Here is a 12,385-nt window from a genome sequence, read left to right as displayed (position 1 = left end):
CGTACTTTCTCGGAAGACAGACCGCGTTTAGAGGATGTTTTTCTTGCGATATCAGGAAGGCCCGTACTTCGTAGTTTATACTTTCTGATATCTAAAGAAAACGCGCATTTCCTGTACACCCCTCACGAGGAGTCCAAAGAAAATACGCGTTTGTACCATTGCGGTATTAGTAAAGCAATATGTTGTTCAGTTAGGAAAGCTTTCCGTAAGCCGGGTTCTGTGCTCTTCGTGGTCATAACGGGAACTACCCTGCCACCATGAGCGACAATCATCTATCTAGGCCGATCATTACTAATCGACTCAAGCGACCAACCCGGACGCGCCTCGGGCTAAGGCTGTCTCCTCGAAAGAGACTGCGTCCCATTAGGTCTTGCTCCAGGTGGGGTTTACCAGGAACGAAGTCACCAGCGTTCCTCGGGGTCTCTTACACCTCGGTTCCATCCTTGCCTGTGCCACCCTAAGGCGGCCATCGGCGGTCCATTTCTGTGGCACTATCCTTCAACTCGCGCTGACTGGACGTTATCCAGCACCCTGCCCTATGGAGCCCGGACTTTCCTCTCGCGGCTTTGACACCGCCAGCGATTGTCTGTCAAACTTTCCGGACAACATTCATATTATACAGTGATTTGAAGCGGTACACAACCCATTAAACATTAACAATAGCTGATTAATTTCCCAGCTGGGCCGAAGCACTCTTTACGATCAGGTGGTGTCAAAATGAGACCTCGTTTTCCTTGCCTTATATTTCTGGTCCTTACACGAACTGGAACGGCTCCGTATTGATGCGGGAAGCAACAACTCGGGTTTCATACTTATGCTCCTGCAGTTTCTGTTCCATCCACTCGGCGACTTTGACCTTCATAATCTTCTCGGCATTGTGACCCGGATCAATGATGGTAAGTCCTGCTGCGAGCGCATCCTGTGCCGTATGATAATCGACATCTCCCGTTACCAGCACATCCGCTCCACGGAACAGTGCCTTCATCATGTAGCGCCCTCCGGATCCCCCAATGACGGCCGCCTTGCGGATGGTGCGGTCGAGCTCTCCTACGACACGAACATGAGGGACCTCCAGCTTCTCCTTTACCACGTCTACCAGCTCAGCCAACGTCATAGGCTCTTTTAGCTTGCCAACCCGGCCAAGACCAAGGGATCTCCCTTTAAGGTCCATAGCATACAGGTCATAGGCAACCTCTTCATAAGGATGTGCCTTCAGCATCGCCTGGATTACTTTGTTGCGGATGGCATGAGGAACAATCGTCTCGATCCGAACCTCATTTGCACGTTCCATCTTGCCTTCCTGGCCTAGAAATGGGCTGCTGCCTTCTCGCGGGACGTAGGTGCCAAAGCCCTCTATGTTGAAACTGCAGTGGCTGTAATTTCCGATCCAGCCTGCACCGGCGCCAAGCACGGCATCCAGCACCTCTTGATGATGACTCTTCGGCACAAATACCACCAGTTTGGATAACTGTTCATTATGCATGTCATGGATAGGCGACGTATTCTCGATGCCTAAGGCCTCCGCCATCCAATCGTTCATTCCGCCTTCGGTTACATCGAGATTGGTATGACTTATATATACCGCGATATCGTGTTTGATCAGCTTTTCATATACCTTGCCCATCGGTGTATCCGTCTGCAGCTGCTTCAGCGGACGGTATATAATCGCATGATGGGCGATAATCAGATCAGCCCCAAGTTCGATGGCTTCATCCACCACTTCATCATTGACATCCAGAGCAATCAGCACGGTGCGAATGTCCTTTTGCAATGTTCCAAGCTGGAGTCCGATTCGATCATCGGGTTCGGCCACGTGCTTCGGGGCCAATTGCTCCATATATTGAATTACGGTTTGTCCTTTGGCAAGCATGCCAGCACCTCCTGAATAAACTCGATATCCGAACGAATCTCACTCGCCTTATCGGCTGCCGTGGTGAGATCTGAACGCGAAAGCGATTGAAGAATATACTCCATCTTCTCCATTTCCGATTTCCATTTATCATAGAAAACCGGATTCGGAGACTGCGTGAGCCAAGGTCCCATACGGAAAAGCCAGTCCGTAGATAATCGGAGACCATCCCCAATCGCCCTTTCCGTGTAAACCTGCTCATTCGTCAAGTCTGTTGCATGAGAAGGCTCGGCGACCATCACTTCGTAAATTTTGCCGTCTTCCTCCAAGATCCATTCCTCGATCAACACCCAGCCATGGGAGTACAGCCATTTGCGCAAGATATCTTCTCCTACATTCGGCTGCAGGACCAGCCTGCGGACGCCGGCCAGCTTATCGATGCCGCGGTCCAAAATCGCTGCAATCAAGCTGCCTCCCATACCGGCAATGGTAATGACGTCGGCCTCGCCGGCTGATAGTACGTTCAATCCGTCTCCTCTTCGTACGCTGATGACCTCAGTCATCCCTGATTCGATGACCTGCTTGACGGCAGCATCATAAGGGCCGGGATTGACTTCACCGGCGATCGCTTGAATGGCTGCTCCGCTCTCTACGGCAGCCACAGGCAGCAGTGCATGGTCGGAACCGATATCAGCAAGTCGGCTGCCGCATGGAATCTTCTCCAGTATTTGCGTTAATCTTCTTGATAATTTCACGGTTGATACACCTTACCATTCCATATTTTCGTCCAAATCACGATCTATACCTTACCCTAACAGAGACAATACCAAACTGCAAACCGGTAAATCACGTGAAAAACGTTGGGCCTGTTCATTTGCAATGGGTCTGGAAAAGAGCTAAAATAAAGACCAATAAAACAAATGCAGGAAGAAATTCCATAACCAAGAAACTCATGCATGAATTCGAAAAAAAGGACCTGCTGCCGTTACTGCAGAAGGTCCGTGGATTAAGCTATTCGAGGAAATCCTTTAACCGTTTGCTGCGGCTCGGGTGACGAAGCTTGCGAAGCGCTTTCGCTTCAATCTGTCGAATCCGTTCGCGTGTAACGCCGAACACTTTGCCGACCTCTTCCAGTGTTCTGGTGCGGCCATCATCGAGTCCGAAACGAAGACGAAGCACATTCTCCTCGCGCTCTGTCAGCGTATCCAGCACATCTTCGAGTTGTTCCTTCAGAAGCTCGTAAGCTGCCGCGTCGGCAGGAGCGAGTGCTTCCTGATCCTCGATGAAATCTCCGAGATGGGAATCATCTTCTTCACCGATCGGCGTTTCCAGTGAAACGGGCTCCTGGGCAATCTTCATAATCTCCCGGACTTTCTCAACACTGAGTTCCATCTCGGCAGCAATTTCCTCTGGCGAAGGCTCACGTCCGAGCTCCTGCAGAAGCTGTCTGGATACACGAATCAGTTTGTTGATGGTTTCGACCATATGCACGGGAATTCGGATGGTACGGGCCTGGTCAGCAATAGCGCGCGTGATCGCCTGGCGAATCCACCAAGTCGCATACGTACTGAATTTGAAACCCTTCTTGTAATCGAACTTCTCCACGGCTTTGATCAAGCCCATGTTGCCCTCCTGAATCAAATCCAGGAACAGCATTCCTCGTCCGACGTAACGTTTCGCGATACTTACAACGAGACGCAGGTTGGCTTCAGCCAGACGGCGCTTGGCTTCCTCATCTCCCTGTTCAATCCGGTTGGCAAGTTCAATCTCGTCATCAGCAGACAACAGCGGAACCCGGCCAATTTCCTTCAGGTACATCCGTACCGGGTCGTTAATCTTGATCCCAGGAGGCAGCGAAAGATCGTCGTCAAACCCAAAATCCTCGTTATCATGGGATTCGGAATCTCCCGATTGCCGGTGAGTACCCTCTTCATCATTCTCATTAACTACATCGATACCCAGGTCGGCCAGCTGCTCATAGAACTCTTCCATCTGCTCCGTATCCTGATCAAATGGCGATAATTTCTCCATAATATCTTTATAGCTCAATACGGATCTCTTTTTACCCTGTTCAATCAACTGATCCTTGACTTGATCCAGCGTAAATTCCGTTTCTAGTTCAGTATGCTGATCATTCGCCATCATTCGACTCCCTCCTCCCTAGAAACAGCAATGCGTGGGGCTTCATTGTCTTTCTAGGGCGATAATCTCACTTGCAATTTGTGCGGCTCGCATAAAATCCCCTGAGCGCTCCGCTTTAATCATCTCTTCTTTTTTCTGGTCGATCTCTCTCTGCTGCGGAAATTTCAGCACCTCACGTATGCAATCATCGAGCACTTGAACATTCCACTCGGCTGGTGCTTCCATCATCATGATCGAGCTGACCGTCATTTCCAAACGATCGTCGTGGAGCGATGACATGAAACGGCTGATATCCGGAGATTTACCCTGTGCGTAAAAAGCATATAGATAAGCAGCAATTGCCGCATGATCTTCAATATTAAACGCTTCTCCCAGGCGATCGCCAACGTATCGCGCGGCCTCCGCATCCTGCAGCATCAGCGACAGCAGCCGCCGTTCTGCAGCATGGTAAGCAGGCAGAAGTACAGGGGCGGGCTGGCGCCCTTTTTTATGCCTACCATTATTCCACCTTTTTTCCTTATTATCCCCATCGCCCATCTTTTTTTGCATCGATTGCCGAAGCAGATTGCAATCCTGCTTAAGACTCTCGTAGGAAAGATGGAGCTCGGAGGACAATTCCCTCAAGTAAACTTCTCGTTCAGTCGAGGAATTCAGTACGGCGATAATGGGCAATGCTTCTTTGGCGTAGGCAATCTTACCATCTTCTTCTAGCAGTATATGGTTTTTCTTCAGATATATAAGTTTAAATTTTGTTGTTGAAACAGCTGTTTCTACTACATGCCTGAAACGCTCGGCACCGAATTTGCGGATGTAATCATCCGGGTCCATTCCTTCGTTCACCAAAGCGATTCGTACTCTGAGACCAACGCCTTCCAGCATTGGAATGACTTTTAGCGCAGCAGCCATACCGGCTTTATCGCCGTCATAGACAACAACAACTTCTTCAGCCACCGATTTCATGATTGCCACTTGATTTTCCGTTAGAGAGGTTCCCATGGTTGCCACACCATTGTGTAGTCCTGCTTCCCATGACGAAATCACATCTCCGTAACCTTCGAATAACAGAACTTGACGCAATTTGCGTATGGATGTTTTTGCCTGGTGCAGGTTGTACAATGTGCGGCTCTTATTAAATAGAAGTGTCTCCGGGGAATTCAGGTACTTCGGTTGACCGTCCCCCAATATTCTGCCAGCAAACGCAATGACCTTGCCGCTGCGGTCATGTATCGGAAACATGATGCGTCCGCGAAAACGGTCGAGATAGCCTTCCTGTTCATTTCTTGCGGATAATAAACCGCCCTTTTCCATCTCTTTCAAGTCAAAGGATCGCTTCGTCAGGAACTGTACAAGCGTGTCCCAACGATCTGGCGCATAACCGATTTGGAATTGGTCAATCATTTTGTCGCTCATTCCGCGGGATCGTAAATACTTCATGGCTTCCGTACCATGCTCCGTGTTCTTAAGCAGGAAATGGTACAGCTTGGCGCTAAGCTCATATGCTTCAAGCAAACGTTCTTTTTCCGGATTACGAGGAATTACGGGAACTCCTTGACCTTCCGGCAACGAGATATCATTCTCTTCTGCCATTGTCTTTACGGCTTCGGGAAAAGAAAATCCTTCGATTTCCATTCTAAATTTAATGGCGTTTCCGCCCTTACCGCAGCCATAGCAGTAAAAGATTTGGCGTTCCGGTGTAACCGTAAAGGAAGGAGTCTTCTCTGAGTGAAACGGGCACAAGCCCTTCAGGTATTTCCCCTGTTTGGTAAGATGCACGTATTTGCTGACCGTGTCCACAATATCGCTCTTGGCCAGTACTTCCTCAATGACATCATCCGGAATATTACCTTGTCCGGTACTCATCCAAACCACCTTCATCTCTTTTGGCACGTAAATAGTATTCGCTACGGGTGGACATTCTCCTGCAATTCATGCAAAAGTTTTGTCAGTTTATGTTGAAAAAAACTCCGGTCTTCGTCAAGCAGCTTTTTGGGCCCTTTGCCATACTTTCCTTGCTTCCTCGCCTTAGCCTGATGGTGACGGGAATCCAGCATGAAATCGATATCCGCATTATGGAAAATACGACCACGAAAAGATATCACATGACATGATTTGGCAAGTGCAAGTGCAGCCAGTCCATAATCCTGCGTTACCACGATATCCCCCCTGGATATGTGGTTAGCAATGTATAGGTCCGCACTTTGATCACTCCGATCCACCTGAACCGTCGTAACCCCTTCTTCTGCCTGCTGCAGATGATCATAGGAAGAAACAAGCAGTACCGGCACACGAAATGTACGAGCTGTCTCTGCGATTTCCTTCTTGACTGGACATGCATCACCATCAACCACAATCGAAATGGAGCTGCTTTCGTTCATTCGCATCACCGGCTCTTATCGTTAATCTTGGATTCATCTTTATGCTGTATATTATTATATACGTCTTTGGCAGATTAAAATCCTTCTTCGCAAATAAACAATGACCCAGCACTTGCTTGATTCAGGCCGTTCATAGCGAAAGCGCCATCCCGTGCATAACCGCGGGCTGTCGCTTTCACTGAACAATGCATTATAACATTAGTAAAATCATGCTGTCACTACTACCACACCAATTTCGTAAAATCGGCGTACCGCTTCAAATCTCCATCAATGCCGGAGAGCAGTGCGAGACGATTGGCCCGAACCGCTTCATCCTCTGCCATGACCATAACGGAATCGAAGAATCCGGTAATCGGTTCTTTGAGTCCACCCAGCAAGGACAATGAACGTTCGCCGTCAGCAGCTTGCAGCGCGGCATGATAATCTTCGCGAATCGTGTTCCAAGCTTTGTACAGCTTGCCTTCTTCCGATTCCGTAAACAATTCTGGATTGACAGCAGCCTTACCGGCCTTGGCAGCCAAATTGCTGACCCGGTTGAAGGATTCCACCGTTGTTTTGAAGTCATCGACATGATCGACAGCATTCATCAGCGCATGACCGCGGGATACAACCGAGACCACATGATCGAATCCTGCGGTAATTACGGCATCCACGACATCATAGCGCTGATCTTCGGACAGAAGCTTCTTCACGCGAAGGCCGAAGAACTCTTTAAGGTCCTTACTGATTTCATCCGTCGAGCGTTTCAATACGCGAATGTTCTCGTGAACCTCCAGTGCCACACCGAAGACATCCGATAACGTCACCGGGAGTTTGTGCTCCAGGATGATCTGAACGATGCCGGCCGCCTGACGGCGGAGCGCGTAAGGGTCTTGGGAGCCTGTCGGAATGATGCCGATGGAGAAGCAGCCCACGATCGTGTCGATTTTATCCGCAATGCTTACGATGGATCCGACCGAGGTGGAAGGCACAGCGTCACCGGCGAAACGAGGCTGGTAATGCTCAAACACCGCTTTGGCTACCTGCTCCTTCTCACCGGCTTTTCTTGCGTAATCCTCTCCCATAACACCCTGCAGTTCAGGGAATTCGTAAACCATCTGGGTCACCAGGTCGAATTTGCAAATATCGGCTGCCCGGCTCACGGAATCTGCTTCGTCAGCCGAAATGTTAAGCTTCGCGGACAACTGATCGGAAATTCGGCGGATTCTGCGGACTTTATCGCCGATGGTCCCCAGTTCCTCATGGAACACGATGCTCTCCAGCTTCGATAAGGCGTCTTTGATCTGAAGCTTCTGATCTTCCTCATAGAAAAATTTCGCGTCCGACAAACGGGCTCGCAGTACCTTCTCATTCCCTCTTGCGATAACGTCCAGGGAACGGCTGTCCCCGCTTCGCACCGTGACAAAGAACGGAAGCAATTGTCCCTGCTTATCCAGCACAGGGAAGTACCGCTGATGCTCACGCATGGAAGTAATTAATACTTCCTGCGGAATATGAAGGAATGAGGAGTCGAATGATCCGTACAGCACGGTTGGCGTCTCAACCAGGAATAATACCTCTTCAAGCAAATCATCCTTGATGGCGATATTCCATTCTTTCTCTTGGGCCAGTGCTTGGATCTGCGACACAATCATCTCTTGGCGTTCATTCACGTCCACGATGACATGCTGTTCGCGCAATACGTCGCGATAAGCCGATGCCTCAGGAATTACGGCTTCTCCGCCAAGGAAACGATGTCCACGGGTCACGTTCCCAGCTTTCACGCCCGTAATTTCCAGATCTATCGTCTCATTTCCGAGGAGAGCGACCATCCACTTAATCGGACGAACGAATTTAAATTCATGCGCGCCCCAGCGCATATTTTTCGGAAAGGTCATGGAAGTCAATATGCCAAGGAGTCCTTCAGAAAGGATCGACTTCGTATCCACGCCGACGCTGTTTTTCGTCACATAGATATACTCTACCCCGCCGAGCTCCTTAAAGGTAAAACTCTCGGGATCAACGCCCTGGCTTTTTGCAAAACCAAGCGCTGCCTTGCTCCACTGTCCGCTATCATCCAACGCGATCTTGCGGGAAGGCCCCTTCACTTCCTCGCTGACGTCTTCTTGTTTGTCCGCCACGTTCTGTACCCATACCGCCAAGCGGCGCGGCGTAGCATATGCCCTTACTTCTCCATGCCCGATTCTGGAAGTATCGAGCCATTTGACCAATTTGTCCTGAAGCTGTTCCATCGCGGCGCGCAGAAATCTCGCCGGGACTTCTTCCAGACCGATTTCAAACAATAAATCCTTAGACATGGTCTGCGCCCCCTTTCTTAATCAGCGGGAAGCCCAGCTTCTCGCGCTCTTCCAAATACGTGGCTGCTACCTGACGAGCCAGGTTTCGCACGCGCATAATGTATCCCGTTCTCTCCGTTACGCTGATCGCGCCTCTGGCATCCAGCAGGTTAAACGTGTGGGAGCATTTTAGAACATAGTCGTACGCCGGGAATACTAAATTTTGGTTCATCGCTTTATTCGCTTCTTCTTCATACATGTTAAACAGCGTAAACAGCATTTTAACGTCGGACACTTCAAAAGTGTACTTCGAATGCTCGAATTCCGGCTGATGGAATACGTCTCCATAGGTGATGCCGTCTACCCATTCCAGATCAAACACATTCTCTTTATCCTGGATATAGGATGCAAGACGTTCCATACCATAGGTAATCTCTACAGCGACTGGACTTGCGTCGATGCCGCCTACCTGCTGGAAGTACGTAAACTGCGTAATTTCCATACCATCCAGCCAAACTTCCCAGCCCAGGCCCCATGCTCCAAGCGTCGGCGCTTCCCAATTGTCCTCAACAAAACGGATGTCATGATCGAGCGGATTGATGCCAAGACGCTTCAAGCTCTCCAAATACAGCTCTTGAATATTGTCCGGTGAAGGTTTCAAAATGACCTGAAATTGGTGATGCTGATACAGACGGTTCGGGTTCTCTCCATAACGGCCGTCGGCCGGGCGGCGGGAAGGCTCTACATAAGCCACATTCCAGGGCTCGGGTCCGATCGAACGCAAATACGTCATCGGGTTCATTGTACCGGCACCCTTTTCCGTGTCGTACGGCTGCACGATGATACAATTCTGTTCCGCCCAAAATTGCTGCAGCGTCAAAATCATCTGCTGGAAATTCATGATTTTTAGCTCCTTTACATTCTTTTTCAAATTCATTCCACCATGCATATCATTCTCTGTACAACAAAAAGCTCTCGCCCTACGCCTGTTGTACAGACATAGGGACGAGAGCTGTAGCTTCCCGCGGTTCCACCCTACTTGGCCCTGCTGCGCCACGGACACAATCTTAGTCTCCAGCGATCAGCAAAACCCACTTTATCGTTTCATCATGCTCCCGGGTGCCCTGTTCATGAATATCTCCCACCAGGCTTCCACCACCCCCGGCTCGCTTTCACGGATCGATTATTCACTACTTTCCCGTTCAATGCATGTCAGTATTCAAAAAACTAATAAACTGATAAATATAATACCTTATTCTATATCTTACGTCAAATGTTGTACTTGTCCATTTGATCCAAAAAGTTTTGCGATTTCAAACGCAGCCCCAGCTGCATATCCATCAAAGCTCGCATGACCTTTTTAAGCTCGGCCTTCGTTTCGTCCTTCACATCCACATTGCCCAGCCGCCTTAAATCCAATCGTCCAAACAGTCGCAGCAGCTTCAGCGTTCTGGGCGAGATCGCCATTGCCGGCGGATCCAGATGTTTGCAGTAACGGCACAGGACGCCGCCAAGGCGGGGGCTCACCAGCATATCCTCGTCTTTTCTGGATTGATTGCATGAAATGCAAACGTCCAGCTCCGGCCCGTACCCTGCCGCCTGCAAAATTTTCATCTCATACAGATTGATGATAATTTGGGGATCCTTATCCTCCTGAAGGGCATCCAGGCAGGCCTTGAGCTGATGAAACCAAAAAGCGCCCGTCTCCTCATCCTGCAGCACCCGATCCAAGAGCTCGCAGGCATAAGAAGCATAGGCGGCTTTGACAAGATCCTCCCTGAGCCCGTGGTGAGATTCCATAATCTCACCGGCGTTCAAATTGCCGAGCCCGGTACCATTCCGGAAGAACACATATTCTCCATAAGTAAACAGCTGGGTCAGAGCAGCATGACGGCTTTTCACCTTCTTTGCTCCTCTGACCAGCACGCCTACCTTGCCCGATTCTTTGGTGCAAAGTGTAATGATTTTGTTCCCTTCACCGTAGTCCATGCTGCGGATGACAATCCCTTCCGCCCGATATAGCATGCGCTTTCCCCCAACCATTCCTGGAACAACCAATGATTACTCGTCTTCTTCATGCGGGGCCGCCTCATCTTCAACGGATGCAGCTGTAAGAACCGACTCACCCTCGGTTTCCTTATACAGCAAATACGCATCGACATCTCCAGTCATCGCAAAATACTTCCACGAAAAATCTCGCATTCGTATTCATCCTCTCTTCGGAAATGACGTTTCGCATCTACGAAAATTAGGATGTGCGCCTAGAGCAGAATTATGAAATGCAATTGTTGGCAGGCGGCTGCCGTGTATGATTTGCCTCCGATTTGAACAGCGGCTCTATTATTCCCCGCGGTGAAATCCGAGATCGCGAAGCACGCGTTCTTGGTTACGCCAATCTTTTTTAACTTTAACCCAGAGCTCCAAAAAAATCTTGGACCCGAGCAGTCTTTGAATGTCCTGACGAGCTTGTCTGCCAACCTCTTTTAACAGAGCACCCTGCTTGCCGATAATGATACCCTTTTGGGAGTCGCGTTCTACAAAAATCACGGCTGAAATATATACGGTTCCGTTCTCCTCCACCCGCATATCCTCAATCGTAACCGCAATGGAATGAGGAACTTCCTCTCTTGTCATATGCAAAATTTTCTCGCGAATCAGCTCTGCGCACACGAACTGCTCCGGATGATCCGTCACTTGGTCTTCAGGATAATACTGCGGGCCAGGAGGCAAGTATTTCTGTATCTGTTCAAGCAGCGTGTCGACATTGTTGCCGAGCTTGGCGGAAATCGGGACGATCTCTGCAAAATCATGCAGCTTCCGATACTGCTCAATCAGAGGGAGCAGAGCGGGCGGCTCAATCTTATCGATTTTGTTCATGACCAGAATGATCGGAGTCTTGATCTTCTGCAGCTGCTCGGCAATAAAACGGTCTCCCCCGCCGATGCCCTCGGAAGCGTCCACCAGAAACAAGGCGGCTTCAACCTCACCCAGCGTGCTTAAAGCGGTCTGGTTCATGTAATCCCCAAGCTTGGATTGACGTTTATGAATGCCCGGTGTATCCAGAAAAACCACTTGGGATTCGTTGGTCGTATAGACGCCATGAATTTTATTTCTTGTTGTTTGCGGTTTGTCCGACATGATGGCAATCTTTTGACCGATCACCTGGTTCATCAGCGTTGATTTCCCTACATTCGGTCTTCCGATAATAGCCACAAACCCGGACTTAAATTGTTTTTTTTGCATACCATTCCTCCGCTACTGTTCCTGTATCTACATGTTGTGTTCTGAAACCTTGGTTCGATCCTGTTCAATTGCAAACTTACTGTTTGTTTAAATCCCAAGGACCAAACGCACCCGGCAGCAGTTCACTGACGGTCGTTTCCTTGATGTCACCCTTCATATTCCCCATGATCACCTTCATATCCGGTTTGCACAGCTCCACCAGCACTTGCCGGCATACCCCACACGGCGTGCACGGGCCATCTGTATCGGCAACGATGGCAATCGCCTGGAAGCTCCCTGCTTCATGACCATCGGCTATCGCACGGAACAATGCCGTGCGTTCAGCGCAATTGGTAGGACCGTATGCAGCATTCTCTACATTACATCCAAGATGCACCTCTCCGCGCGAATCGAGCAGAGCTGCCCCTACACCAAATGTTGAATAGGGTATGTACGCCCGCGTACGAGCTTTAATCGCTTCCTGCATCAACAATCCTGCATCCATATCCAGTTCCTCCTAA

Annotated in this window: 11 protein-coding genes and 1 other RNA gene; all 12 read right to left on the bottom strand. The window is 49.6% G+C overall.

Annotated features, from left to right (window positions below; translation table 11 throughout):
* Positions 1 to 191 precede the first annotated feature (191 nt).
* Positions 192 to 598: RNase P RNA component class A (rnpB, locus tag DP091_RS21670), an RNA gene on the bottom strand.
* Between the two features lie 156 nt (positions 599 to 754).
* A complete protein-coding gene (locus DP091_RS21665) occupies positions 755 to 1,870 on the bottom strand; it encodes a Nif3-like dinuclear metal center hexameric protein (RefSeq protein ID WP_113060219.1) in 1,116 nt (371 codons plus the stop codon).
* On the bottom strand, positions 1,846 to 2,604 hold the full coding sequence (locus DP091_RS21660; RefSeq protein ID WP_113060218.1) for a tRNA (adenine(22)-N(1))-methyltransferase: 759 nt from the start codon (positions 2,602 to 2,604) through the stop codon (positions 1,846 to 1,848). Before DP091_RS21660 ends, DP091_RS21665 begins: the two co-directional genes overlap by 25 nt.
* 256 nt (positions 2,605 to 2,860) lie before the next feature.
* The gene (rpoD, locus tag DP091_RS21655; protein WP_076321292.1) at positions 2,861 to 3,991 is read right to left on the bottom strand and encodes an RNA polymerase sigma factor RpoD; all 1,131 of its coding nucleotides are present in this window, start codon (positions 3,989 to 3,991) and stop codon (positions 2,861 to 2,863) included.
* A 42-nt stretch (positions 3,992 to 4,033) separates the two neighbouring features.
* Positions 4,034 to 5,851 carry a DNA primase gene (gene dnaG, locus DP091_RS21650; RefSeq protein ID WP_113060217.1) on the bottom strand — a complete coding sequence of 606 codons (1,818 nt, stop codon included), beginning with the start codon at positions 5,849 to 5,851 and terminating at the stop codon, positions 4,034 to 4,036.
* Positions 5,852 to 5,892: 41 nt separating this feature from the next.
* A complete protein-coding gene (locus DP091_RS21645; protein WP_113060216.1) occupies positions 5,893 to 6,372 on the bottom strand; it encodes a YaiI/YqxD family protein in 480 nt (159 codons plus the stop codon).
* A gap of 215 nt (positions 6,373 to 6,587) precedes the next feature.
* The gene (gene glyS / locus DP091_RS21640) at positions 6,588 to 8,663 is read right to left on the bottom strand and encodes a glycine--tRNA ligase subunit beta (protein WP_113060215.1); all 2,076 of its coding nucleotides are present in this window, start codon (positions 8,661 to 8,663) and stop codon (positions 6,588 to 6,590) included.
* Positions 8,656 to 9,543, bottom strand: coding sequence for a glycine--tRNA ligase subunit alpha (glyQ, locus tag DP091_RS21635; RefSeq protein ID WP_071223067.1), 888 nt, complete (start codon positions 9,541 to 9,543; stop codon positions 8,656 to 8,658). The genes glyS and glyQ overlap by 8 nt, the downstream gene beginning before the upstream one ends.
* Before the next feature lie 368 nt (positions 9,544 to 9,911).
* The gene (gene recO, locus DP091_RS21630) at positions 9,912 to 10,667 is read right to left on the bottom strand and encodes a DNA repair protein RecO (RefSeq protein ID WP_113060214.1); all 756 of its coding nucleotides are present in this window, start codon (positions 10,665 to 10,667) and stop codon (positions 9,912 to 9,914) included.
* 36 nt (positions 10,668 to 10,703) lie between these two features.
* Positions 10,704 to 10,844 carry a YqzL family protein gene (locus DP091_RS21625; RefSeq protein WP_074961956.1) on the bottom strand — a complete coding sequence of 47 codons (141 nt, stop codon included), beginning with the start codon at positions 10,842 to 10,844 and terminating at the stop codon, positions 10,704 to 10,706.
* A 138-nt stretch (positions 10,845 to 10,982) separates the two neighbouring features.
* Positions 10,983 to 11,885, bottom strand: coding sequence for a GTPase Era (gene era, locus DP091_RS21620; protein ID WP_113060213.1), 903 nt, complete (start codon positions 11,883 to 11,885; stop codon positions 10,983 to 10,985).
* A gap of 76 nt (positions 11,886 to 11,961) precedes the next feature.
* Positions 11,962 to 12,369 carry a cytidine deaminase gene (gene cdd, locus DP091_RS21615; RefSeq protein ID WP_071222942.1) on the bottom strand — a complete coding sequence of 136 codons (408 nt, stop codon included), beginning with the start codon at positions 12,367 to 12,369 and terminating at the stop codon, positions 11,962 to 11,964.
* Positions 12,370 to 12,385 lie beyond the last annotated feature (16 nt).

The organism is Paenibacillus sp. MDMC362 (assembly GCF_003269305.1).
GTDB lineage: Bacteria > Bacillota > Bacilli > Paenibacillales > Paenibacillaceae > Paenibacillus_AQ.
Note: the sequence above shows the minus strand (reverse complement) of the source record. Positions and strands in the feature narration are given on the sequence as shown.

Bases quoted from the DNA above. Each gene is read 5' to 3' on its own strand.
- glyQ (WP_071223067.1), bottom strand. From the start codon at position 9,543: ATGAATTTCCAGCAGATGATTTTGACGCTGCAGCAATTTTGGGCGGAA.
- DP091_RS21645 (WP_113060216.1), bottom strand. From the start codon at position 6,372: ATGCGAATGAACGAAAGCAGCTCCATTTCGATTGTGGTTGATGGTGAT.
- cdd (WP_071222942.1), bottom strand. From the start codon at position 12,369: ATGGATGCAGGATTGTTGATGCAGGAAGCGATTAAAGCTCGTACGCGG.
- DP091_RS21665 (WP_113060219.1), bottom strand. From the start codon at position 1,870: ATGCTTGCCAAAGGACAAACCGTAATTCAATATATGGAGCAATTGGCC.
- DP091_RS21625 (WP_074961956.1), bottom strand. From the start codon at position 10,844: ATGCGAGATTTTTCGTGGAAGTATTTTGCGATGACTGGAGATGTCGAT.
- rpoD (WP_076321292.1), bottom strand. From the start codon at position 3,991: ATGGCGAATGATCAGCATACTGAACTAGAAACGGAATTTACGCTGGAT.
- recO (WP_113060214.1), bottom strand. From the start codon at position 10,667: ATGCTATATCGGGCGGAAGGGATTGTCATCCGCAGCATGGACTACGGT.
- dnaG (WP_113060217.1), bottom strand. From the start codon at position 5,851: ATGAGTACCGGACAAGGTAATATTCCGGATGATGTCATTGAGGAAGTA.
- glyS (WP_113060215.1), bottom strand. From the start codon at position 8,663: ATGTCTAAGGATTTATTGTTTGAAATCGGTCTGGAAGAAGTCCCGGCG.
- era (WP_113060213.1), bottom strand. From the start codon at position 11,885: ATGCAAAAAAAACAATTTAAGTCCGGGTTTGTGGCTATTATCGGAAGA.